This is a genomic window from Sphingopyxis sp. P1IMeth2 (genome assembly GCF_900185685.1).
GTDB classification, from domain to species: domain Bacteria; phylum Pseudomonadota; class Alphaproteobacteria; order Sphingomonadales; family Sphingomonadaceae; genus Sphingopyxis; species Sphingopyxis terrae_A.
In genome coordinates this window covers 1-24,022 of record NZ_FYAT01000004.1, presented here as the reverse complement: position 1 = coordinate 24,022, position 24,022 = coordinate 1, and the positions used below count along the sequence as shown (strand labels likewise).

Genomic DNA, 24,022 nt, shown 5'->3' with positions numbered 1-24,022 from the left:
AGGGCAGCTTGCCGCCGCGCGCGTCCCATGCTGGACGGCGCGCATGAACCTGACCGCAATCACCGTGTCGCCGGCTACGCGCCGTCTCGGCTTCGCCGGGCTGCTTCCTGCCGCGGCATGCCTCGCGCTCATGCTCGTCGGCGGCGACGTCTGGCGCTGGACCGCTCTCGCCATCGGCTATCTCTATGCCGTGCTTATCTTCTCCTTCCTGGGCGGCGTCTGGTGGGGACTCGCCGTTCTGTTTCCGGACGCGCCGCGCTGGACTCCGCTCGCGGCGGTGATGCCGAGCCTCATCGGGCTCGCGAGCTTTGCCCCGTGGCTTTTCGGCTACCCTTGGCCGCGGCCGTCGCTGATCCTAGTCGGACTTCTGCTGCTGGTTTCGCCGCTGATCGATCGCGCCATCGTCGGCGCCGCGCCCGGCGGTGACGCATGGATCATTTTGCGCGTCCAATTGTCGACCGGGCTTGGCGTACTCAGCCTGTTGATCGCGCTTCTCTGACGATCTTGGACGTCAGCTCGCCGCGCTCGGCGAAGGAGGCAGCGATATCGCATCCCAGCCGATCGCCGCGCTCCCACGCGGCTTCGACAAAGCCGTGCGCGAGCCAGTCGCCGCAGGCACCGAGGCCGATTGCCGGATTCCACAGATCGACCGGATCACGGCCCGACGGCTGGCCGAACAGCCAGCGATGCGCGTGGCTATGGATGGGATGCGGGAGAATGAGGTCGTGCGCGCGCGCGAGGTCAACCAGCAGCGCTTGGCAGATTTGATCGGCCGGCCGCGTCAGATTGGCCTCGCTCCATTCCCAGCTGGCCTGAACGACCCAGCATTCGGCAGAGCTGCGCCCAGGGCGCGTGCCATTGCGCATCGCGAGCGTGATGGGACCGTCGCCGCGTATCAGATCGGCCGCAGCGCCGATCGGCCGCGCGAAAAGGAACATTGCCGACCATATGGGGTGCGAGCGGATCGCCATTGCCGCGCGGGCCATGGTGAAATCGTGCAGCGACAGAAGCGGAGCGGCCTGTTCTGCCGGGATGGCGACGACGGCGGCATCAAAAGGCGCGAAGCGCCTGGTTTCGCTGTGTACCGTCCAACCCGCAGGGCTGCGCGTCAGCGCCGTGACAGGGGTCGACCAATGAATGGCATGTGCGGCGCCATAGGCTTTGAGCGGCGCGTTCATCGTCGGCACGCCGATCCACGCATCGCGGCCGGCAGCGGGCCAGCGGGCAGCAAGCCCGGCGGCTTCCCACTGGCCGACCAGCGCCGAAAAGCCCGCCGACCGCACGGTAAAATGTGTTGCGCCATGATCGACCGCGATGGTGCCTTGATCCGTGTCGATGCGGCGCGTCGACATGCGCCCTCCGGCCCCGTGCGCCTTGTCGAACAGCACCGGTTCGTGGCCCGCCGCACGCAGCGCCGCGGCGCACGCCAGCCCGGATATTCCTGCCCCGACGATCGCGACGCGCATCAATAGCCCATCAGGCTGAGCACTTCCTTGCGGCTGCGCTGATCTTCGAGGAAGCAGCCGAGGACGCGGCTGGTGACCATACCGACGCCGGGGGTGCGCACGCCGCGGCCGGTCATGCAGCCGTGCTGCGCGTCGATCACCACCGCGACGCCATGCGGGTGCAGATTATCCCAGATGCACTTGGCGACTTCGGCGGTTAGCCGCTCCTGCACCTGCAGGCGGCGGGCATAGCCGTTCAGGACGCGCGCCAGCTTCGAAATGCCGACCACGCGCTCGCGCGGCAGATAGGCGATCGAGGCCTTGCCGGTGATCGGCGCCATATGATGTTCGCAGTGCGACTGAAAGGGGATGTCGCGCAGCAGCACGATCTCGTCATAGCCGCCCACCTCTTCGAAGGTGCGCGACAGATGGACCGCCGGGTCCCCGCCATAGCCGCTGCAATATTCCTTCCACGCCCGCGCGACCCGCTTGGGCGTGTCGAGCAGGCCCTCACGCGCCGGATCGTCACCGACCCAGCGGATCAGCGTTTCGATCGCGCGCGTGACGTCGGCGGAAACCGGAAGTTTGCCTTCGTCCGAAACCGGAGGCACGTCCGGCGTGTCGAGAAAGGGAGGGCGGGCGACGAAGTTCATGATGCGGTACCTCGGGTGGCGGCCCGGAGGGGAGGTGAGGGAAGAGGGCCGCCGACTATGACTTGCATTGCGGCGCTGCTTTGTCGCAACATGTCCATTGGGGCAGGTCGCTCCCCGAAGATGAAAGTCCGAATTGCATGTCCCTCAAAGCGATGATCGCAACTAGCCCGATCGCGGCGGTCATCAGCGATCCGCGGCGCCCCGACAATCCGATTGTCGAATGCAACGATGCCTTTGTCGCGCTGACCGGCTATTCCGCCGCCGAGATCATCGGCCAGAATTGCCGGTTTCTGACCGGTCCGGGAACCGAAGCCGAGCTCAGCGAACAGCTGCGCAGCGCCATCCGCGAACAGCGTCCGGTGCTCGTCGAAATCCTCAATTACAAGAAGGACGGCACGCCTTTCCGCAACGCCGTTCTCGTCGCGCCGATCTTCGGAAGCGATGGCAGCCTCGAATATTTTCTGGGGTCGCAGATGGAAGTTGACGATGGTGTGCTTCTGCGCGGCGAGCGCCAGGCGGAGGCGCGCGCGCGCATCGACGCGCTTTCACCGCGGCAGCGCGAGGTGCTGCTGCTGATGGCCGAAGGCAATCTCAACAAGCAGATCGGCTACAGCCTCGGCCTTTCGGAGCGGACAGTGAAGATGCACCGCGCCGCGCTGCTGAAGGCGCTCGGCGTAGCGACCACGGCCGACGCGATTCGCGTTGCGGTCGAAGCCGGTTTTTGATGACCACAAGGGCAGACTGCACCAAAGGCGGTATCGCCTGAGCGCCGCCATCGTGCAAACCGCCGCGCGATGAACGAAAGACGCGGGAGAGGGACGCCGCGCCGGGCCTGCGTGCTCGGCGCGAGCGGTGGTATCGGTTCGGCGCTGGTCGCGGCGCTTGAGCGTCGGGGCGTCGAGAAAATCTATGCCGGCTCGCGGCGCGCGACCTTGACGAGAAGCCCGGCGGTGACGTCCTTCACCTTCGACTTCGCCGATGAAGCGAGCCTTGAAGAGGCTGCAACGACAATCGCCGCCGAAGAGCCGCTCGACCTCATTCTGGTCACGACCGGCCTGCTGCACCGCGCCAATGCGGTAAGGCCTGAAAAATCGGTGCGGCAGCTCGACCCTGCATCGCTTGCTGAACTCTTCCACGTGAACAGTATCGGCCCGGCGATTGCGGCGAAGCATTTCCTGCCGCATCTCGCGCGCGATAGCCGCGCGGTCATGGCCTTTCTTTCGGCACGCGTCGGTTCGATCGGCGACAACCGGCTCGGCGGCTGGTACGGCTACCGCGCGTCGAAAGCGGCGCTCAACGCCTTCGTGCGCGGCTTTGCGATCGAGGCGAGCCGTATGAATCGCGAGAGCATCGTCGTGAGCCTGCACCCCGGCACGGTCGACACGCGGCTTTCGATGCCGTTTCAGCGCGGTTTGGCGGCGGGGCAATTGCAACGCGCCGAACAAAGCGCCGATCATCTGCTGCAGGTGATCGAGCGCCTGACAGCCGAGGATAGCGGCGGCTTCTTTGGGTGGGATGGGCAGCCAATCGTCTACTGAGCACCGTCTTCGTCCATCGCCGCCAGAAATCGACTTGCTTCGCTGCGGATCTGCCTCTGTTCCTTCTCGGCAAAACGGTTCCAGCCGCGCAGAACCGGTTGCATGCGGGTATTGGCGCCAAGCCGCACCGCGTGCCGCGCGATGAAATCCCAATAGAGAAAATTGAAGGGGCAAGCTCCCGCACCGGTCCGCTTTTTGACATCGTAGCGGCAGCCGCGGCAATAGTCCGACATGCGGTTGATATAGGCGCCGCTCGCCGCATAAGGCTTGGATGCAAGCAGCCCGCCGTCGGCGAACTGGCTCATGCCCAGCGTATTGGGCAGCTCGACCCATTCATAGGCATCGGCATAAACGGCGAGATACCAGCGGTGGAGCTCGGCCGGATCGACTCCCGCCAGCAGCGCGAAATTGCCGGTGACCATGAGCCGCTGGATGTGGTGCGCATAGGCCTCATCACGCGTCTGGCGCACGCAGGCGGCAACGCACGCCATATTGGTATCGGCGGTCCAGTAGAATGCGGGGAGCGGCCGCGTGGCGCCGAGCCGGTTCTCATCGGCATAGCCGGGCATGAAATGCCAATATATGCCGCGCACATATTCGCGCCATCCGAGGATCTGGCGGATGAAGCCTTCGGCGGCGTTGATGGGTACGCGTCCCGCGCGGCAAGCCTCGTCGACGCTGGCGCAAACCCGGCGCGGATCGAGTAGCCCGCAATTGAGATACTGCGCGATCACCGCATGGTAGAGAAAAGGCTCGCCGGCGAGCATGGCGTCCTGATTGTCGCCAAAGCGCGCGAGCCGATGCGCGACGAAATCGTCGAATGCCGCTTCCGCATCGGCACGGGTGACGGCAAATCCGAATGGCGACAGCGCACCGAAATTATCGGGGAATCGGGTTTCGACCATCGCCATGACATCGCGTGTGATGACGTCGGGTGGGAAAGCGTGCGGGCGGGTCATCAGAAGATCGCGCTCGGCGGGTTTGCGGTTGTCGGCATCGAAATTCCAGCGGCCGCCGAGCGGGACTTCGCCATCCATCAGCAGCCCCGTCTCGCGGCGCATCATGCGGTAGAAATACTCCATCCGCAGAGTTTTCCGACCCTCGGCCCACGCCGCGAATTGATTGGGTGCAGAGAAAAATCGGTCGTCGGCGAAGATGGTGCAGTTCGTCCAGGCACGCATCGCCTCGGCGAGGCGCCACTCGCCCGCTTCGGTCACGCGCAAGGGAAGGTCGCCATGGCGATTGCGTGCGCGCGCGACCTCGCCGCCGAGCGATCCGCTATTGTCCGGATCGTCGAGGCGGACATAGTCGACGCGCCATCCCTGTGCGCACATCTCCTCGGCAAAATGGCGCATCGCGGAAAAGAGAAAGGCAAGCTTCTTGCGGTGGTGGGGAACGTATCCCGCTTCTTCGGCGACTTCGGCCATCAGCAGAATCGTGTCGGCCGGCGACGCATCGCGGAGCGACGAGATGGCGGGGGTTAATTGGTCTCCCAATATCAGGACAATCTCGCTGGGTCTGGTCATGGCACCGCGCGGCGGCATTCGCTCGGCCCTCCGGGACGGGACAGGGCTGACGGATGTGGGTGATGGTCCATAAAACAGACGATGCAGCGCGCTTCGAGCTCCGCCAATATGGACTTTCGGCCAGCCATTTTGGCAGAGCAGCGTGTCTGGTTAGAGGCATCCGGCTAGAGCTCACCAGCCGGTTCTATGACAGGGAAAGCCATCCATTATGCCGTTCGTCGACGGGTGTCAGCCTTCGTCGGCGGCGCTGGTTACGCATTTTTCCTTTCCAAAATGAGTGGATTATAGCCGAAATCATTTGAGTGGACTGCCTCACCAATTTTCATTTTCCGTCGGGAACTCCGACCCGATAGCCCGCGTATTGCCGCCGAGCTTCAAAACAACATTGGGTTGAATGCTTTTCACCGGGCCGCGCCGTCTGGCGCGGTCCGGACTATCTCGTCAGCCCTGCATCGTTATCGATTGCAAAAGGCCATTCCGCCGGGACGTCCAGAGCGACCAAATCGACGGCGGCGCGCGCGCTATGTCGCGGCTGCGATTCCCCCCGAAAACGGACAGACCGCGATCCGCCCCAGGCGGCAACGCCTGTTTCGCCCAGGCCGCGTCACTGCGATCTCGGCTATTTTTCCGAGCGGACTTCGTTAATCGTTTTGCCGGTCCACCTGCGGACGGCGCGGCGCAGGTTGGCGCTGTCGCTGAAACCGACCTTCCAGGCGACATCATCGACGCTCATGCGTGTTGTCTGCAGATATTCGATGGCGAGTTTCCGGCGGACATCGTCGACGATCTCGCCATAGCTCGTGTCTTCGGCGGCCAAACGACGGCGCAGCGTGCGTTCCTGCAGCCCGATTTGTTCGGCGATCGCCGTCATCGAGGGGAAGTGGTTCGGGGCGAGGAGCAGGAGTTGATAAACTTCCCCCGACAGTCCCGATGATATTCGCGATTGGCCGATCAGCCGGTCGCATGTCTCTTCGAGCATCGTGCGCGTCAACCGGTTGCCCAGTTCCGGCGTCTGTTCGAGGATGCCGATCGGATAGTGCAGTTCATTGGCATCCGCGGCGTAGAAGCAGGGACAGGACAGTTCGCGTTCGTCCTCCGCCGAGCGCGCCTCTTCGGGCAGCGCGAACCGCGCGCGGACCGGAAAATTGTCCGATCCCGCCGCATCGCGAATATGGGTGTAGGTCATCTTCATCTGTTGGCGGATGAGGAAAGTGCGCACGTCATTGCTCATCACGTCACGATAGATTTCCTGAAATTGCCAAACTGCAACCTCTCCTTCCGTCCGCCAGCCAAGCCGTACCGTGGGGGTGGCGAGCGGCTGGTAGCGTACGGCGAAGTCGAAGAAGTCGCGCATCGTCGGCGAGCACATCAGCGCATAACCGTACATGCCATAGGCTGACAGATGCAGCCGCGACCCGATCGCGAAGGCGTCCGCGAACCGCGCACCGGCCACCACGATATTTTCGCAGGCGGTCAGATACTGGCCGATCGAGGTCAGCGTATGCGGATCGCGCACCTCGGCCAGCGTCAATCCCGTCCGTTCAAGTACGGTCGCCGCATCGATTCCACGCCCCGCCACCGTATCGATGACGGTCGCGATCTTGAAAGGGGCGAAGATGCGTTGATTAAGCGAGGGGAAGCCGGCGCGCGGATTGCGGCTGGTCAGCGTGCTCTGATCCTCGTCGACGGTCATAGCAGCCCTTTCGTGCGATCTTGTCCTCTAGAGACATAGTGATGTCCGGCAATGCTCTTACCAACGGCTCTGGCAAACCATAAGCAGCATAGCAAGCCGGCAACGTCCGGCCGCGGCAATGTCCGTGACCAAGACAAGAGCAGCAGGGAAGAGGATCATCATGTCGACCAGATTCATTCTTACGGGGAGCCGCGCGCGCATGTTGTGCGGTTCGGCCATCTTCGCGGTCATGCTGGGTGCGGCCACCGCCGCTCAGGCGCAAGGCGCCGGCGCGAACGATGCGGTCGAGGATAGCGCGGCGGGGAGTGACTCCGAGATTATCGTCACGGGCTCCAGCATCCGCGGCATCCCGCCCACCGGCTCCGGCCTTATCAGCGTGTCGCGCGATGATGCCAAGTTGATCGGGGCCGCGAGCACCCCCGAATTGCTCGCGACCGTGCCGCAGCTCAACAGCTTCAACACCGCACCGCGCACAAGCAACGGCGGCCTCGGTTCCTTTGCGCCCGGCCTGCGCGGCTTGCCGCCGGCGGCAACCTTGCCGCTGATGAACGGCCATCGCCTGATCTCCGGCAGCACCCAGCAGACCAATCCGGACTATCCGTTCCTGCCCGAACTCGCGATCGAACGCGTCGAGATCGTCGCCGACGGCGCATCGGCGATTTACGGGTCGGATGCGGTCGCGGGGGTTGTCAATTTCATCACCCGCAAGCGCGTATCGGGCTTCGAGGCCAATGTTCGCTATGGCTTTGCGGACGATTATCATGCCTTCAACGCCGGCGCGATTTTCGGGCATGCCTGGGACAGCGGTTCCTTCGTCGCCGCGTATCAATATTCCGAAAACAGCAACATCACCGGGGCCGACCGCCGGTATCGCTCGCTCGATTTTAGCGCTGCGGGCGGCATCGATACGCGCTCGACCGTCTGCCCGGACGCGAACGTCAATCTGTTCACCGGCACCATCTATGCTGCGCCGAGCCTGACGCCGGGGATCAACACTTGCGATCCGCGCGGACCCGTCGACCTGGTACCGCAGAACCGCACGCACAGCCTTTTCGTGTCGGCGCGGCAGGAGCTCTCCTCCGCGGTCACCGTGTGGGCCGATCTTCTCTATTCGGACCGCAAGGATATTGTCCAGGCGGCGCTGCCTGGTCAGACGTTCGTTCTGCTGACGGCGGCCAACCCGTTTTTCCGCCCCCCGCCGGGAACGGGAACGACTTATGAATATGTCGATTTCAGGCCGGACAATCTGGTTGGCGACGATCATTTCGACCAAAGCTACCGTGTCCGGACGGGCAATGCGACGGCCGGTCTCGACGTCAAGCTGCCCGGCGATTTCAAAGCCAGCGTTTATGGAACCTTCAACTGGTCGCGGAACGACACGTTCCAGCCGGGCATCAACACGACGGCGCTGGCAACGGCCGCCGCAGGAACGACGGCCGCGACCGCGCTCGACCCGTTCGGTACGAAGACGAGCTCCGCTGTCGTTGCGGCCATCCTGGATAATCCGACCGACTTCACCAATCACCAACGCACCCGGATCGGCGCGGTGAAAGTCGATGGCCCGCTGGCGGATTTGCCGGGCGGTGCGATCAAGGTCGCTCTCGGCGCCGAATATCGGCGCGAGACATATGATCAGCGCGGATCGAGCGGCGGTGTGGGCTTCCCCGAGGACCTGAAACGCAGCGTCCAGTCGCTTTACGGCGAGCTGTTTGTGCCGATCGTGGGCGAGGGCAATGCATCGCCGATGATGCGCAGCCTCACGCTGTCGCTTTCGGGGCGCTACGATCACTACAGCGATTTCGGTTCGACGACCAATCCCAAGGTCGGCCTGACCTGGGAACCGGTCGAAGGGCTGAATTTCCGGGGTAGCTATGGCCGCTCGTTCCGCGCGCCGGGGCTACGCGATCTGGGGTCCACCGTGGGGTCCTATTATGCCGCGGCGGCGCTGGTCGATGCGTTCGGTGCGCGCGACCCGTCGCGCGGGGCGACGCAAGTAAACACAATTCTCCTCTACGGCGGCAATCAGGCGCTCAAGCCCGAAAAGGCGCGGACCTTCTCCTTCGGCGTCGATCTGCGGCCGCGGTTCGCGCCCGATTTCAGCGCGAGCGCGACCTTTTATGATATCAAATATGATGATGTCATCGGAACCCCTTCGGGACTGGGCGCCATCCTGTTCAGCGACCCAACCTTCGCATCGCGGGTCATCCGCAATCCGACTGCGGGACAACTGACCGACGCGATTACCGACACCGTGCCCTTTTTCTACACCTTCGCGGCCATCCCGACGATCGGCAACATCCTCGACCTGCGTCAGGGCAATTTCGGCATCCGCAAGACCAACGGGATCGATTTCGATCTGCGCTATCGGCACACGGCGGGTTTCGGCACCCTCTTCGGCGGCATCGCGGGCAATTATATCCTGAAATATCGCAACCAGTTGTCGCCGACGTCCGCGGTCAGCAACTCGCTCGAGGCCGGGATACCGCGAACCACGCTGCGCACGACATTGGGCATCGCCGCGGGGCCGGTGACGCTCGCCAATTTCGTCAACCATCGCAGCGGCGTGACGGCCGCCTATGCGACGCCAACCGGGTCGAGCCTCTACAAGGCCAAAGGCTATACGACGGTCGATCTGCGACTCTCGCTGAAGCTTCCCGATCTGCCATTCGCCAAGGGAACCGAGGTCGCGCTGCAGATCAACGATCTGTTCGACAAGACGCCGCCCTTCTTCCCGGGCACCGACGGCATCGGCGGCGCCTATAATGCGATCGGGCGTTATGCCGCGATGAGCCTGCGCACATCCTTCTGATGCGGATGGCAGCGCGTCCGTGAGGTCGCGCTGCCGTTCCTTTTGGTCGACGTTCGTGAGCGCGCGCGAACCTCGGCTTCCTTCCGACATGAGACAAGGTTCGCCATTCGATGCCAATTGCCAGCAACAGCGCGGCCATCGCGGCTCCCGTCCCGCAGATCCGCCTGTATCTCGAAGAGCTCAAGGCTACGCGCGACCTTGAGTTCGCGCATTATGACGATTTGCACCGCTGGTCGGTGACAGATCTCGAAGGTTTCTGGCGCAGTATCTGGGACTATGACCGGATCGAATCGCGGACGTCCTTCTCCGCGATGCTCGGCGCAGACACGATGCCGGGTGCGCGCTGGTGCGAGGGCGCCGAGGTCAGCTATGCGCGCCATGTTTTCCGCCACGCCGCGGCTGCGGATTCTGCCGGGCAGCCCGCCATCGTGGCGGTGAACGAACGGGGGGAGCAACGAACCCTCGGTTGGGCCGAGCTCAAGCGGCAGAGCGCCTCACTGGCCCTGGAACTGCGCCGGCGCGGGGTGGGGCGGGGCGATCGCGTTGCGGCTTACCTTCCCAATATAGCCGAGGCGGTGGTGGGCCTGCTCGCGTGCGCCAGCCTGGGGGCGATATGGAGCCTTTGCTCGCCCGACATGGGGACCAATGCGGTGCTTGATCGGCTGCGGCAAACCGAGCCCAAGGCGCTCATCGCTGTCGATGGCGTCTTCTACGCTGGCAAAGCCATGGATCGTAGCGCCTGCGTCGCCGAAATTTGCGCCGCGCTTCCCTGTATCGAGGCATTGTTCGTCATCGAAAGCGGGTTCGGCGCTGGGGCGGTGCCGGGGGCGGTGGCGTTCGAAGCGGCCATCGCGCGCGACGATGCCGAGGTCGCCGGCTTTGAGCCCGAATGGCTACCCTTCGACCACCCGCTGTGGATCCTCTATTCGAGTGGAACAACGGGACTTCCGAAGGCGATCGTGCACGGGCACGGCGGGGTGCTGCTGGCAACCGCCGCGGGGCGACTCCATTTCGATCTCGGACCGAGCTATGAGTCCAATAATTTCGGCGACCGCTTCCACTGGTTCAGCGCCACGGGCTGGGTGATGTGGAACATTCAGGTGGGCGGACTGCTCAGCGGGACGACGATTTGCCTGTTCGACGGATCGCCGAGCGGTACCAAGGCCGATCCTGACTGGACCCGGCTCTGGCGCTTTGCGGCAGAGAGCGGAGTGACCTGGTTCGGCGCCGGCGCTGCCTTCTTCGCGAGTTGCCGCAAAGCCGGGCTCGACGTCGCCGGACTCGACGGGTTGCACCGGGTGCGCGCGCTCGGCAGCACCGGCTCGCCGCTACCGCCCGACGTCCAGCGCTGGGGTTCGGCGCAGTTCGCCGCCATCGGACGGCCCGATATCTGGTGGTGCAATGTCAGCGGCGGTACCGAGATCGCTGCCGCCTTCATGGCCGGAAATCCCGAGTTACCCGACACGCCGGGGCGGCTTCAGTGCCGCCACCTCGGCGCCGCCATCGAGGCCTGGGACGAGCGGGGACAGGCTGTGATCGGCGAGGTCGGCGAACTTGTTTGCACCCGTCCCTTCCCCAGCATGCCGCTCTATTTCTGGGGCGACGAAGACGGCAGCCGCTATCGCGACTCCTATTTCGCCGAATGGCCCGGCATATGGCGCCACGGCGACTGGCTCACGATCGGGGCCGATGGCAGTTGCACCATTTCCGGCCGCAGCGACGCAACGATCAACCGCCACGGCCTGCGCATGGGAACCGCCGAAATCTATGCTGCGGTCGAGCGCTTGCCTGAAATCGTCGACACGATGATCATCGACGTCGAGCGTGAAGACGGCGACAGCACGCTCATCATGTTCGTCGTGCCGGCGGAGGGGCGAGCCGTCGACCCTGCGATGGAGCAGGCGATTGCATCGGCCATCCGCTCGAGTCTCTCGCCGCGCTTCGTGCCCGATCATCTGATCGAGGCACCCGGCATCCCGCACACGCTGTCGGGAAAGAAGCAGGAGCTCCCGATCAAGCGGCTGTTCGCCGGATGGCCCGTTACCAAGGTCATCAGCGCCGACGCGACCGCGACGCCTGAGGTCTTGCCTTGGTACATCGATCGGGCACAGCGCTGGAACGGGGCGGGAGATAGGATGTGATAACGCAAATGGTCTGGGAGAGGACGCGATATGGACAATAGGACATTTGCGGACAGGTCTGACCTGGAACGATCGAAGCCGGCCGGGCATCGCGGCCTTGTGCTCGGCATGCTGTGCTTCGTCTATGTGCTGAACTTCCTCGATCGCCAGCTTGTCTCGATCCTCGCCAAGCCGATTCAGGACGGCTTGCACATCACCGACAGCGAACTCGGCCGGATCACCGGTTTCTATTTTGCGCTCTTCTATTGTTTTATCGCGATTCCTGTTGGTTGGCTCGCCGACCGCACCAATCGCGTAAAGGTGCTTTCGATCGCTTGCGGCCTGTGGAGCGCCGCGACCGCGGCATGCGGCATGGCGGCGAACTATGGGCAACTTGTGGCGGCACGTATGGCGGTTGGTGTCGGCGAAGCCGGCGGCGTTCCGCCGTCCTACGCGATCATATCGGACACGTTTCCGCGCGAGCAGCGCGGCACCGCGATGGGCATCTTCACCCTCGGCCCGCCGATCGGTTCGGCGCTCGGGGTCGCGTTCGGCGCGTCGCTTGCGGCGGCCTATGACTGGCGCGCGCCTTTCCTCATCGTCGGCGCGATAGGCGTCGTTACCGCAGTCCTCGTCTATATCATCGTGCCCGAACCCGCGCGCGGCCGCTTCGACCCGCTTCCTGCGGCCGCGGCGGAACCGGCGCACAGCTTCGGGCAGGCGATCCGCGCCTTTTTCGGCAACAGGATATTGACGCTCGCGGCGCTAGCCAGCGGTGCCGCAAATTTCATCACCTATGGCCTCAGCAATTTCGCCACGCTTTTTCTCATGCGCGAAAAGGGCATGACGCTTGAGGAAGTGGCAATATGGTACGCGCTGGCGGTCGGCCTCGGAATGGGGGCGGGCATTTTCGTCTCAGGGCGGCTGATCGACCGGTTCGGCGTTACCAACAAGGCGGCCTATGCGAGCATCCCGGCCTGGTCGCTCGTTCTCGCCTTGCCCTTCTTTCTCGGCTTCGCTGCTGCCGACAGCTGGCAGGTCGCGCTCCCCCTCTTGTTCGTGCCGCTCTTCCTCAATTCCTTCTTCCTCCCTGCGACGGTGACGTTCGTGCAGAGCGAGGTCGATCCGGGCGCGCGCGTGATATCGGGCGCGCTGCTGCTGCTGGTCATGAACCTGATCGGCCTCGGCCTCGGACCAACTTTCGTCGGCATGGCCAGCGACTTTTTCCGGCCGCAATATGGCGAGCACGCACTCCGCATGGCTTTTTATGCGCTGGCGCCAATGTATCTCGTCGCCGCGCTGCTCTTCGCCTGGCTTGCGCGAATGATCAAACGGTCGTCGCCAGCATCCGGCGAGCCGCGGCAGGCCAGCGATTAGACGAAAAATGCGCTTGGCGCGCAGCGGGGGTCGCGCGGCGGGCCCGGGCACCGACAAGAAGACGGGAGACAGATATGACGCGGAAATATGGCGCGGCCTTCCTGACGGCCTTGGCGGCCGGATCGCTGGCCCCTGCGACGGCAGCAACAGCGGCGGAAACACCAGCGTCCGCCGACGCCGCACGGCGCTGCACCAGCCTCGCCGGATTGCGCCTTGCCGATACGACAATCGAAAGTGCGGCGCTTGTCCCGGCAAAGGCCGCCGAGCTTGGCATAGCGGGCGACAAGCCTGGCTATCGAAGCTTCTGCCGCGTGGTTGCGCGCGTGCGCTCGGCGCCGGATTCCGACATTGGCGTCGAGATATGGCTGCCGACCGAGCGATGGGCCGGCGTCTTCCATGGCAATGGCAACGGCGGCTTTGCCGGTGTCCTTGCCGGCGGCTATTCGGGAATGGTCGATGGCCTGCGCCGCGGATTTGCGACCGCGACGACCGATGCCGGAACCGCACCGGCGTCGCCGCTGGAAGGTGAGGCACTCATCGATCAACCCCGCAAATGGAGGGACTGGGGCCGACTTTCGACGCATGTGATGACGATCACCGGGAAGGCGATCACCAAGGCTTTCTACGGCCGCGATGCAAGGCGTTCCTTTTACACCGGATGTTCGACGGGCGGGCAGCAGGGGCTCATCGAATCGCTCTACTATCCTGAAGATTATGACGGGATTTTGGTCGGGGCGCCGGTCATTAACCGCACATGGGGGCACGGCGCGGTGCTCTGGGACTATGCCGCCGCGCACCGCACGCCGGACAGCCTGCTATCCGATGCCAAGCTCAAGCTGCTCAACCGGGCGGCGGTCGCGGCGTGCTGGCGGCAGGGCCATGGCCTCGCGGGCGACCGGTTTGTTTCGGACCCGCTGAATTGCAAGTTCGACCCGGGGGTGCTGCAATGCAGGGGCGCGGCGGGCAACGCCTGCTTGACTGAAGCCGAGGTCGCAACCGCGCGGGCCTTTTATTCGGGGCCTACGAACCGCGCGGGCAAGGCCAATTACTTCGGCTGGTTGCCGGGAAGCGAAATGCCCGACACCTTCGGCTGGTCCTTCCTTCAAAAGCCGATCAGGGATCAGCCACCTTTCGGGGCGCTGTTCAAATGGGTGTTCGGCGCCGATTGGGACTGGAAGGGATTCGATTTCGATCGCGACATGCCCACGGTCGATGCGCGCCTCGACCCGATCGTCAACGACGCGACGCGCGGAAGTCTTGCGGCTTTTACCGCGCGCGGCGGCAAGCTGATCATATTCCACGGCCTTGCCGATACGCTCGTGGCGCCTGGCCAGTCGATCGCCTTTTACGATCGTCAGGCGGCCGCCGTCGGCGGCGATCACCGGCTTGCGGAGAGCGCACGCCTGTTCCTGGCGCCCGGCATGATGCATTGCGGCGGCGGGACCGGGCCGGACAGCTTCAACGCCACGCTCGGGATCCCACCCCAGCCGCCCGGCTATGACGCAGAGCATGATCTATTTTCGGCGTTGATCGAATGGGCGGACGGGGGTGATGCGCCCGATCAGGTCATCGCTACGAAGTTCGCTAGCGACGACGCCGGCAGGATCGAAATGCAACGCCCGCTCTGCGCCTATCCGCGGAAGGCCGAATATCGCGGTTGGGGGTCGACGCTGTCGGCGAGCAGCTTTCGGTGCGTCTCGCCGGACGACCGCTGAGCTGCCCCTTTCCGCCGGGCGTATCGTCTGCCGACAGGAGGTACGGATGCTGAATCGCAGGGAGTTCGCGGGCCTTACCGCCGCAGGGGCGGCCACCTCGCTGGCCACGCCATCGGCTCCTGCACCGGCGGCAGGCACTATCACCTATCATTCGCGCGCATCGTCGCACGTCCCGGGCGAGGCGCGTGTCGCCATCTACCTGCCGCCGGGCTATGACGCAGATCGAACCGAGCCCTATCCGCTGCTGCTGCTGCTCCACGGCGGAAACGGTAGCGAGAAGGATCTCGCCTTCTTCAAGGACGTTTTCGACCTCGAGATTGCGGCGGGCCGACTGCCGCCGCTCGTCATTGCCACGCCGACCGGGCGTCGCTCGCTCTATATGGATTTCCGGGACGGGTCGGAGCGATGGGAGAGTTTCGTTCTTTCGGACGTCCTGCCGTTCGTGCGCCGAAGCGCCCATGTCTCGCAAGGGCGCGAGCGCACCTTCATCGGCGGATGGTCGATGGGCGGCCTCGGTTGCCTGCGCATCGCCTTCAAACACCCCCAGCTTTTCGCTGCGGTGGCAGCACTGGAGCCTGCGATCGAGCCTGTCCTTGCTTGGAAGGGTGTGGGGCCACACACGCGCTTCTGGCGGCCCGAAGAGGTTCTCCATCCGATATTCGGGAATCCGGTCGATGCCGAATATTGGGCGCAGAACAATCCCGCATCGATTGCAAGCCGGGCGCCAGACCGCCTGCTCGGTCTTGGCGTTTATCTCGAGGTCGGCGACCAGGACATGCTCTATCTTTATGAAGGTGCGGAGTTTCTGCACCGCGTCCTGTTCGACGCCCGGCTCGCACACGAATATCGGCTGGTCCATGGCGCCGAGCATATCGGCCCTTCGCTGCTACCGCGCATGGCGGATGCACTGGGCTTCATTGCGCGCCAGATCGCACCGCCCGGCTGGATTGACCAAAATGTCCTGAACGTCCGCGCCATGCTCGATCGTAGCAAGCGATCGGCCGGGCTTCCCGTTGAGCCGATCGACCCTCGGCGCCTCAAGAACAGGTAGGCGGACGTCCGATCTGGACGGATGACGAGACCTTCATGTCCTGACCGATTCTCTCAGTAGAAAGCCGAAAGCCGCGCGAGCCTGGCGGCCACAAGGCGCTAAGCGAAAGGCGGCCGCCATTCGCTGTCGCCTTTGATAACCCGGTTCAGAACCGGCGCTGGCCGTTGCCCCAGTTGCCGACGTCGCATCGCCCGGAAAAGTCGGTCATCGCCTTGACCGTGATGAGCCCGGTCCGGCGATCGACGGTGACCTTGGGCTTGTTCATTCCGTTGAGGCGATAGCTGGCGGTGATCTGGTCGCGGCCGACCACGAGATTTTCGAGGTTCCACCAGCCGTGATCGCCGCCCGAATGGATGGGCGGAACCAGCTTCGGGCCGAGGTGGATACGGCCGTGATCGCCGTAGAGTTCGATCTGAACGTCGCTGTTGAACCCTTCGGTGCCGCTCGTCACCTGGTTGCGCCACTCCCATTTATGACTCGAATCGTTCCAGACGTAATTGGGCTGCGAGTTCACCGTGGGGCGGTTGCCCGAGCCATAGCAGACCAGGACCAGCGATTGCGGATCGCTCGCCTCTGCGGCATGCGGCGCTGTACTGTGCTCGGCAGGTTCATTTATACCCGGACTGTCGGAACAATTGGCCTGCGGAACGCCGAGGATCGCGGCGTAACGGCCATCAACGGTCGAAACCGAGATGCAGCGCTGTGTTCGCTCGTTCCACCAGAAGGTGAAGCGCTGATCGCGAACAACGGTGGAGTGGCGCGAGACATAGCCTCGCGAGAGAAGCTGGGTTTCTCCGCCTGCGGCGCGGGCACCGACGAGGTCCTCGACGTCGGGGGCGCTCTGCGCGACCGCTGAACTGCTGGCGAACGCTGCGGCGAAGGCGGCAGGGATGAGAGCATGACGCATGTTCGATTCCTCCTCTTGCGGCGCAACGCTATCATCCCCCGGAGCGCCCGCAAGGTTAAACTACCGTCAACTAGGCCCTTCACCTGCCGGCAGTATCAGCGACGAGAAGCGCCACTTCGAACAGACTCCCGCGCCAAAAGGCTAAGGCAACTGCATAGGACAGGACTCATGAGCGACGGGGATCGTTAATGGCGTATCGAACATGCCTTGTAAGAGCTTATGCGAGGGCCCATTTATAGATCATCGCTTGCTTCCTTTGGCATGCCGGCGACTGAGAGACCAACGCGCTCCCGCTGAACGGGAGCTGGCCATGGATCTCAATCAACTTCTCTATCATCACCAGATGGCGCTGATGGCCGCGAACCGTGCCCACCGCGACGGGCACCCCGCCTCCAATTTCGACCTTCCGCGCTATTATGCGAAGCGGATCAGCGAGTATCGCGCGCGGCGCGGCATCGGCGTCAGTCCGGCGCCTATGGCCGATCGAGAGGGCAGCAACCCGCGGTCGGATCCCCCGACCTCGGGACAGCGCAACTCTTATCCGCTCTTTCTTGGTGATACGCTGGTCGCCGAACTTCTCGTCAACAGGGCGCTGGCTATGACCGAGGCCGAGCGCAACGCATGCGCGCTGGACGGCATCGCCGAGCGCTTGGCCGATCTTCACGAAGCGCTGTGGGTCATCGGGCACGATATCTATCAGGCCCTCGATCTTGATGAAGAAAAACTCGCGGTGCTGGCTGCTGACCTGTCTTCGCCCACCTCCGACGCGCGGCAGGCGGTGCATTTGCGGCCGTTACCCTCGCAGGCGGACGAAGGCATCTCCCACAGCTATATCGAGCAGTTCAGCGTAGGCGCATTTCGCTATACCAATATCGAGGATGCCCGCGCCGCTCTGCGCCGTCAGCACATTAGCAGTGCGACTTCCGGCAGGCAGATCAATGATGTCTGACAGACAAGAGATGCCGACGCGCGCGCGTACCAATCCGTTCAGGCGACGACGGTCCTTTGCGCCGCTTGCCCCGCAAGAAGCAAGGCGCCAGGGTGCGATCAGCACGCTCGCTTTCCAACTGCTCGGCGGGCGCGATCCAGCGTTGGCGTTCCTCAACGGCGAGTGCTCGGAACTGCTCGGGCGGCCGATCGCCATCGCGACGCTTAGCGACGCGGGCTATGCGATCGTCGAGCGCGAGATACGTTCGCGCGCGATGACTGTCGGAGCCAGGCATGCCGGCTGACCGCGAAGTCGAACGGCATATCATCCGAACCTGGTTCGAATGGGAGATCGACGGGCTGGCGCGCAAAGTCATCCTCATTGTCGAAACCGATCTGCCCATGCAGCCTGACGAGCAGGGGTATGACCTGTTGACGCTCGATACGTTGCGGGCCGCGGCGATCGCCCGGTCGCGGGCCTCGCCGGGCGCGATCGACCGGATCCGTATCGTGCCGGTGCGTTACTGAAGTCCGGTGGGGGCAGGAGAAGCGGCGATGGCCGATTATGAAATCACCGGCATCCGGCAGGGCGGTGTCGATGGCCGGCTCCACCATATCGAAGCGGTGAAGGTGGGCGAAAGCCTGTTCCATGTCGATCAGATCATCGAATGGACACGGGACGGCGTCCATCGTTTCTGGATATGGTTCCAGGACGAAAAGATCGGCATTGTGGCGCTATCCCACGGCTCGTCGCGGCGCTTCTATCTCACTGTCGAGGGAGGAGGATTCCCGCCCGTAGCCTTGCTTTCGCTTCCGCGCGTTTAAAACGGAGAGCGTGATTGTCCCGACTTACGGACGGCACCGGAAATTCGCGCAAGGGCAGTCTCGCGGATCAATAGAACCCCACCGCAAAAGAGCCTCGCATCTGTATGCGAGGCCCTTTCATCCTCTGCGGTCGTGACCAAAGGAAGCCCCATTGGCTTCCCGGGTCGCGGGGAAGCCTTTGTCATCGGGGCATAGGCCAATGCTAGGTGATGTCGAGCGTTATCGCAGCCGATCCTGTCTAAATCGCTGTGACCTGCTGCTGTGCATGCGCGCTGCTATAGCCGACAAAATCAGGTTGGAGCCCGCGTTTTTCGCGAAACATATTGATCCGCTGCGCATAATGGTTCGGCAGATCGAAGTGGGCCGGTGCTTCGCCTTTGTGGTGTGCTCGGTCGGCAGCGATCACGGCAAGTTGGTGATGGTAGAAGAGCTGGTTCATATCCATTGAAATTATCCGGGTTCGGGTTCGTCAGTAATCAGGCGCGAACATCGCGCCTCGATTTTTTGCATCGCGCGACATTATCCGAGACCTTGGGCGCGGACCGCATCTGCGAGCTGCTCTTTGACGGCACGGGCCTGTTCGGATTTGAACTGGCGGTTGGCCAGCGCGTGCCAGGCGGCAGCCGAACGAAGGTTGCGCTCTCGAACCAGCGTCAGGTCCGCTGTGGCCGCTTCGGCCTCGCATCGCTCGGCCTGCTCGCGATAATTGTCGCTGCTTGCTGCCACGGCGTTTTCCTCTCGTTCAATCGACCGCGCGGACGTCGCCGATCGCTGGAGGGATGCGAAAGCATCGCATCCGTCCAGCGGTATGGGCGGTCGGCCGATGGCCATTTTCCAGGGTGACGCGGAAACCGCCGGTCGGGCAGAATTATCGCGATCGAGCCCTCGAAGATGAGACCTTCTTCCATGCCATTGCGGAAGGTCCGGGTCAGGCCGCTTCTAGATTGACCGCGGAGATCTTGCCGTCGCGACCGGTTTCCAGCGCGTACGAGACCCGCTGGTCCTTGCCCAGCGTCGCCATTCCGGCGCGCTCGACCGCGGTCACATGGACGAAGCTGTCGCCCGAGCCGTCCTCGTTCGAGATGAAGCCGTAGCCCTTGTCGCTGTTGAAGAATTTGACTGTGCCGATCGGCATTGGATGTTTCCTTTCACGAAAACAGAGTGTCCGCCGGCACAAGCGCCGACAGAGCTGGAAGCGTGAGAAGGGAAGAATCGCCCCGATTGGGGTATCAAAATTCCGTCGCAGGCGACGTTAGCAACTGGCACATGGGGTATCATTTTTGAAAAGTCAAGGATTTTCAATATATTTCGAAATGGACTCTCATAGTATCCGGAATTATCTTAATTTAGAAATAGCGGAAGAGACTTGTCGGATTGGGTTTGATAAATCATTTTATTGGTATGTTTGTTCGCGTTATTTAAAATCCGGATAGATCATTCGACGCACATGAGCGCACGCCAGTATTCGCGGCTTATCGGCGAATGGATGAGGGCGAGCCGCCCTGGATCGATCACCGCATTGCGGATCGGAATGGGCGGCGCGGTCGGGCCTCATCCTGTCGGCGCTTAAACATGGTGGGCGAGGTGATTTCGCACCCTTTCCCCGTCCGGTTGCTGAAACGGCGCTTTTCGAAACGTCCAATGTTATGCGCTAAAGTCGCTGGGCACGCGCTTTTTCGTCGGCTGCCGTGCGCGGCGGTAGTTTGACAATCGTCTGCTGCGCGCTGATGTCGTCTAGAGTCGGCGTATTTTCGTGCCCGGAATCATTCCCACTCGATCGTGCCCGGCGGTTTCGAGGTATAGTCGTACACCACGCGGTTGATGCCCTGCACCTCGTTGATGATCCGTGTCGCGCAGCGGCTGAGGAAGCTGGCGTCGAAGGGGTAGATGTCGGCGGTCATGCCGTCGGTCGAGGTCACGGCGCGCAGCGCGCAGACATGGTCGTAGGTGCGCCCGTCACCCATCACGCCGACGGTCTTGACGGGCAGCAGCACCGCGAAAGCCTGCCAGATCGCATCATAGAGGCCGGCATTGCGGATCTCTTCCAGATAGACGGCATCGGCCTTGCGGAGGATGTCACAGCGCTCCTTCGACACCTCACCGGGGATGCGGATCGCGAGGCCGGGGCCGGGGAAGGGGTGGCGGCCGACGAAGATGTCGGGGAGGCCGAGTTCCTTGCCGAGCAGACGGACCTCGTCCTTGAACAGTTCGCGGAGCGGTTCGACGAGCTTCATGTTCATCCGCTCGGGAAGACCGCCGACATTGTGATGGCTCTTGATCGTAACGCTCGGCCCGCCGGTGAAGCTGACGCTTTCGATGACGTCCGGATAGAGCGTGCCTTGGGCGAGGAAGTCGGCGCCGCCGATCTTCTTCGCTTCCTCCTCGAAGACGTTGATGAATTCGGCGCCGATGAACTTGCGCTTCTTTTCGGGGTCGGTGACCCCTGCGAGGCCCGCCATGAAGCGTTCCTCCGCATCGACGACGACAAGCGGGATGTTGTAATGGTCGCGGAACAGCCGTTCGACCTGCTCGCGCTCGTTCATGCGCAGCAGGCCATGGTCGACGAAGACGCAGGTGAGTTGCTCGCCGATCGCTTCATGGATCAGCACCGCGGCGACCGCGCTGTCGACGCCGCCCGACAGGCCGCAGAGGACGCGCTGGTCACCGACCTGCGCCCGGATCTCGGCGATTTTCGTCGCGCGGAATTCGGCCATCGTCCAGTCGCCGCTGCACCCGCAGACGTGGCGCACGAAGTTGGCGATCAGCTTGGCGCCGTCGGGTGTATGGACGACCTCGGGGTGGAATTGGGTGCCGTAATAGCGCCGCTCGTCGTCCGCGATCAGCGCGAAGGGGGCGCCATCGCTCACCGCGACGATGCGAAAGCCAGGGGCGAAGCGCGTGACGCGGTCGCCGTGGCTCATCCACACCTGATGCCGTTCACCGACCTCCCACAGCCCGTCGAAGAGCACGCAGGGTTCGGTGACGGTCAGGAAGGCGCGGCCGAATTCGCCGTCGCGCTCGCCATCGGCGCCGCCCGGTTCGACCTGCCCGCCGAGCTGCTGGCTCATCACCTGCTGGCCGTAGCAGATACCGAGGATGGGAAGGCCGCTTTCGAATACCGATTGCGGAGCGCGCGGGCTGCCCGCCGCAGGGACCGATGCCGGTGAGCCCGAGAGGATCACGCCCTTGGGCTTCATCCGTTCGAGCGCGGCCTCGGCGGCGTTGAACGGGACGATCTCGCTGTAGACGCCGGCTTCGCGGACACGGCGGGCGATGAGCTGGGTGACCTGGCTGCCGAAATCGACGATCAGGATTGATTCGGGGGCGGCGGAAGAGGCTGGAGTCGGCATGGCTGGCCGATACGGATGCCGGGGCCGACTGTCTAGGGGCGGCCGAGCGCTTCGTCGGTCCGGGACAGGCGTTGGTGGAAGCGTCCTCGCGATGCCATAGTGTTGCGACAAATGGCGAATAGCTGCCCGGCAAGACCGAAATTCGCTTCATCGTCGGTTCAATCGGGTCCGGCATGATGACCAAAAGACAAGATAAAGGTTCTCCCCACCATGTATGTTCGACCGCTCCTTCCCATGCGCGCCCTGTTGCTGACCGGCGCCGCGATTGTGGCTGTCCCGGCCGCGATGGCGCAGGATCAGGCGACCGTCCCCGTCGTTTCGAGCTCGGGCACCCCGACCGACGACGATATCGACTATGCCGACGAGATCGTCGTGACCGCGCCGCGGATCGCGGGGCAGATCGACACCGATATCGCGGCCGAGGCCGAACTCGATGAAGCCGCGATCGCCAGCTACGGCGCCTCGTCGATCGAGGAATTGCTGACGGCGCTCGAACCGATCACGCGGTCGGGACGCGGGCGCGGTAGCGGGCGGCCCGTGATCCTGGTCAACGGGCGCCGGATCGGCGGCTTCGGCGCGGTGCGCAACCTTCCGCCCGAAGCGATCGCCAAGGTCGAGATTTTCCCCGAGGAAGTCGCGCTGCAATATGGCCATGCCGCAACCGACCGCGTGGTGAATTTCGTGCTTAAGCCCGATTTCAAACAGGTGTCGGTGGAGGGCGAGGCAGGCCTGCCGACGCAGGGCGGGCAGTTCAAGAGCGAGCTGGAACCCGCGGTCGTCGCGATCGGACAGAATGGCCGCTTCAACCTCAACGGGGGGTGGGAGCATCAGACGATGCTGCTCGAGCGCGAGCGCGACCTTGGCGACACGGGGCGCAGCCTGTTGCCCGCCAGCGACACCTATATCATCGACGGCACGATCGTCCGCAATCTTGACAAGGTCACCGACCTGTCGGCAAGCCTGCGGTTCGACCAGACCGACAGCCTCAGCCTCCTTGGCCCTGGCGCGGGCGGTGTCAGCGATCCGCTGCGCCGCGACAGCCGGACGCAGAACTGGACGGGTTCGGCAAGCGCCAACGGCATGCTCGGCGCGTGGCGCTGGTCGGTTACGGGCAATTATGCCGACAGCGATCAGCGCATCTTTACCGAACGCCTGAGTGGCGGGCGCGACCGTTTCGACAGCAGCCAGCAGAGCTTCGGCGGCAATGCCAATATCTCGGGGAGCGTGGTCGAGGGATGGGCCGGCCCGATCCGCGCATCGATCACCGGCGCTTATACCGGCCTGCGTTATGATAGCCGCGCCGACCGCAGCGGCGGCATCACGACGAGCGACCTCGCGCGCGACACGCCGAGCGTTTTCGGATCGCTGACCGTGCCGATCCTCGATCCCGACTATGATGTCGGCAAGATCGGCCGCATTTCGCTGACGCTGAACGGCCAGGTCGAAAACCCCAGCGATTTCGCCGCGCTCAAAAGCTGGGGCGCGACGCTCAATTGGGGGCTGACCGACAATCTGTCGTTTCTCGCAAGCTTCAATCGCGACGAGGCGGCGCCTTCGGTGACGCAGCTTGGCGCGGCGCCGCTGGTTACCGACAATGTTACCTATTACGACTTCCGCACCGGCCAGACGGTGCAGATCCAGACGACGACCGGTGGCAATCCTTTCCTCCTCGCCGAACAGCGCCGCGATGTGAAGCTTGGGCTCAACTGGTCGCCGCCGATGGTCGAGGGGCTGAGCCTTTCGATCAACTACAACAGTAACCGCAGCGACGACACCAGCAACGGCTTCCCGCTGCTGACGCCGGAGATCGAGGCGGCTTTCCCGGATCGCGCAACGCGCGTCGGCGGCGTGCTCGTCGCGCTCGACCAGCGTTCGGTGAATTTCGACCGCGCAACCAATTCGCAAATCCGCTGGGGGATCAATTTCGGCCGCAGTTTCGGCCAGTCGCAAGCGGGCCCGGGCGCGGGCCGCTTCGGTGGCGGTCGTCCGGCTGGCGGCGCCGAGCGGCGTCCGCAGCCGGCGCAGGGTGACGCCGCGCCGCCGCCCGACGGGCAGGCGGCAAAGCCTGCCGGATCGGGCGATGCGC

Annotated in this window: 22 protein-coding genes; 13 read left to right on the top strand and 9 right to left on the bottom strand. The window is 63.8% G+C overall.

The features are described 5' to 3' along the window. The first annotated feature begins 43 nt into the window (after positions 1 to 43). On the top strand, positions 44 to 499 hold the full coding sequence (locus tag P1IM2_RS05705) for a DUF3429 family protein (protein ID WP_260833928.1): 456 nt from the start codon (positions 44 to 46) through the stop codon (positions 497 to 499). Here the strand turns inward: P1IM2_RS05705 and P1IM2_RS05700 are convergent. Together P1IM2_RS05700 and folE are read right to left on the bottom strand one after the other, a co-directional pair. Further along, positions 474 to 1,466 carry an NAD(P)/FAD-dependent oxidoreductase gene (locus P1IM2_RS05700; RefSeq protein WP_260833927.1) on the bottom strand — a complete coding sequence of 331 codons (993 nt, stop codon included), beginning with the start codon at positions 1,464 to 1,466 and terminating at the stop codon, positions 474 to 476. The genes P1IM2_RS05705 and P1IM2_RS05700 overlap by 26 nt on opposite strands. Next, entirely contained in the window at positions 1,466 to 2,098 is a 633-nt protein-coding gene (gene folE / locus P1IM2_RS05695; RefSeq protein WP_260833926.1) for a GTP cyclohydrolase I FolE, read from the bottom strand. Before folE ends, P1IM2_RS05700 begins: the two co-directional genes overlap by 1 nt. A gap of 137 nt (positions 2,099 to 2,235) precedes the next feature. Between folE and P1IM2_RS05690 the strand changes: the two genes are divergently transcribed. Continuing rightward, complete coding sequence (locus P1IM2_RS05690; RefSeq protein ID WP_186401764.1) at positions 2,236 to 2,823, top strand: PAS domain-containing protein; 588 nt, start codon at positions 2,236 to 2,238, stop codon at positions 2,821 to 2,823. Positions 2,824 to 2,892: 69 nt separating this feature from the next. Beyond that, positions 2,893 to 3,636 carry an SDR family NAD(P)-dependent oxidoreductase gene (locus P1IM2_RS05685; RefSeq protein WP_186401763.1) on the top strand — a complete coding sequence of 248 codons (744 nt, stop codon included), beginning with the start codon at positions 2,893 to 2,895 and terminating at the stop codon, positions 3,634 to 3,636. Here P1IM2_RS05685 and P1IM2_RS05680 read toward each other — a convergent pair. Both P1IM2_RS05680 and P1IM2_RS05675 read right to left on the bottom strand, forming a co-directional pair. Further along, positions 3,630 to 5,162: a cryptochrome/photolyase family protein gene (locus tag P1IM2_RS05680; RefSeq protein WP_222102999.1), complete on the bottom strand. Its 1,533-nt coding sequence runs from the start codon at positions 5,160 to 5,162 to the stop codon at positions 3,630 to 3,632. The genes P1IM2_RS05685 and P1IM2_RS05680 overlap by 7 nt on opposite strands. A gap of 619 nt (positions 5,163 to 5,781) precedes the next feature. Then, on the bottom strand, positions 5,782 to 6,855 hold the full coding sequence (locus tag P1IM2_RS05675) for an AraC family transcriptional regulator (protein WP_186401761.1): 1,074 nt from the start codon (positions 6,853 to 6,855) through the stop codon (positions 5,782 to 5,784). Positions 6,856 to 7,015: 160 nt separating this feature from the next. On the opposite strand from P1IM2_RS05675, the gene P1IM2_RS05670 reads away from it, so the two are divergent. From P1IM2_RS05670 to P1IM2_RS05650, 5 genes are all read left to right on the top strand, one after another. Next, positions 7,016 to 9,664 carry a TonB-dependent receptor plug domain-containing protein gene (locus P1IM2_RS05670; RefSeq protein ID WP_186401760.1) on the top strand — a complete coding sequence of 883 codons (2,649 nt, stop codon included), beginning with the start codon at positions 7,016 to 7,018 and terminating at the stop codon, positions 9,662 to 9,664. A gap of 110 nt (positions 9,665 to 9,774) precedes the next feature. After that, entirely contained in the window at positions 9,775 to 11,805 is a 2,031-nt protein-coding gene (locus tag P1IM2_RS05665) for an acetoacetate--CoA ligase (RefSeq protein ID WP_186401759.1), read from the top strand. A gap of 30 nt (positions 11,806 to 11,835) precedes the next feature. Next, entirely contained in the window at positions 11,836 to 13,161 is a 1,326-nt protein-coding gene (locus tag P1IM2_RS05660) for a spinster family MFS transporter (RefSeq protein WP_186401758.1), read from the top strand. Between the two features lie 74 nt (positions 13,162 to 13,235). Then, entirely contained in the window at positions 13,236 to 14,876 is a 1,641-nt protein-coding gene (locus P1IM2_RS05655) for a tannase/feruloyl esterase family alpha/beta hydrolase (protein ID WP_186401757.1), read from the top strand. A gap of 46 nt (positions 14,877 to 14,922) precedes the next feature. Beyond that, entirely contained in the window at positions 14,923 to 15,927 is a 1,005-nt protein-coding gene (locus tag P1IM2_RS05650; protein ID WP_186401756.1) for an alpha/beta hydrolase family protein, read from the top strand. Positions 15,928 to 16,072: 145 nt separating this feature from the next. Here P1IM2_RS05650 and P1IM2_RS05645 read toward each other — a convergent pair whose 3' ends face one another. Then, a complete protein-coding gene (locus P1IM2_RS05645) occupies positions 16,073 to 16,834 on the bottom strand; it encodes a hypothetical protein (protein ID WP_186401755.1) in 762 nt (253 codons plus the stop codon). A 310-nt stretch (positions 16,835 to 17,144) separates the two neighbouring features. On the opposite strand from P1IM2_RS05645, the gene P1IM2_RS05640 reads away from it, so the two are divergent. From P1IM2_RS05640 to P1IM2_RS05625, 4 genes are read left to right on the top strand one after another with little or no spacing between them, the layout of a single operon-like run. Continuing rightward, a complete protein-coding gene (locus P1IM2_RS05640; RefSeq protein ID WP_186401754.1) occupies positions 17,145 to 17,783 on the top strand; it encodes a hypothetical protein in 639 nt (212 codons plus the stop codon). After that, the gene (locus tag P1IM2_RS05635) at positions 17,776 to 18,066 is read left to right on the top strand and encodes a hypothetical protein (RefSeq protein ID WP_186401753.1); all 291 of its coding nucleotides are present in this window, start codon (positions 17,776 to 17,778) and stop codon (positions 18,064 to 18,066) included. The genes P1IM2_RS05640 and P1IM2_RS05635 overlap by 8 nt, the downstream gene beginning before the upstream one ends. Further along, positions 18,056 to 18,289 carry a hypothetical protein gene (locus tag P1IM2_RS05630; RefSeq protein WP_186401752.1) on the top strand — a complete coding sequence of 78 codons (234 nt, stop codon included), beginning with the start codon at positions 18,056 to 18,058 and terminating at the stop codon, positions 18,287 to 18,289. The genes P1IM2_RS05635 and P1IM2_RS05630 overlap by 11 nt, the downstream gene beginning before the upstream one ends. A 27-nt stretch (positions 18,290 to 18,316) precedes the next feature. Continuing rightward, positions 18,317 to 18,586: a hypothetical protein gene (locus P1IM2_RS05625; protein ID WP_186401751.1), complete on the top strand. Its 270-nt coding sequence runs from the start codon at positions 18,317 to 18,319 to the stop codon at positions 18,584 to 18,586. A 238-nt stretch (positions 18,587 to 18,824) separates the two neighbouring features. On the opposite strand, the gene P1IM2_RS05620 is transcribed toward P1IM2_RS05625, so the two are convergent. The 4 genes from P1IM2_RS05620 to guaA form a co-directional block, all read right to left on the bottom strand. Beyond that, entirely contained in the window at positions 18,825 to 19,025 is a 201-nt protein-coding gene (locus P1IM2_RS05620) for a hypothetical protein (protein WP_186401750.1), read from the bottom strand. A gap of 80 nt (positions 19,026 to 19,105) precedes the next feature. Further along, positions 19,106 to 19,312 carry a hypothetical protein gene (locus tag P1IM2_RS05615; RefSeq protein WP_186401749.1) on the bottom strand — a complete coding sequence of 69 codons (207 nt, stop codon included), beginning with the start codon at positions 19,310 to 19,312 and terminating at the stop codon, positions 19,106 to 19,108. Positions 19,313 to 19,514: 202 nt separating this feature from the next. Continuing rightward, positions 19,515 to 19,721: a cold-shock protein gene (locus P1IM2_RS05610; RefSeq protein ID WP_186401748.1), complete on the bottom strand. Its 207-nt coding sequence runs from the start codon at positions 19,719 to 19,721 to the stop codon at positions 19,515 to 19,517. A gap of 628 nt (positions 19,722 to 20,349) precedes the next feature. Beyond that, the gene (gene guaA, locus P1IM2_RS05605) at positions 20,350 to 21,936 is read right to left on the bottom strand and encodes a glutamine-hydrolyzing GMP synthase (RefSeq protein ID WP_186401747.1); all 1,587 of its coding nucleotides are present in this window, start codon (positions 21,934 to 21,936) and stop codon (positions 20,350 to 20,352) included. 234 nt (positions 21,937 to 22,170) lie between these two features. Between guaA and P1IM2_RS05600 the strand changes: the two genes are divergently transcribed. Further along, positions 22,171 to 24,022 (top strand): TonB-dependent receptor plug domain-containing protein (locus P1IM2_RS05600; protein WP_260833925.1); only part of this gene is annotated, 1,852 nt, incomplete at its 3' end.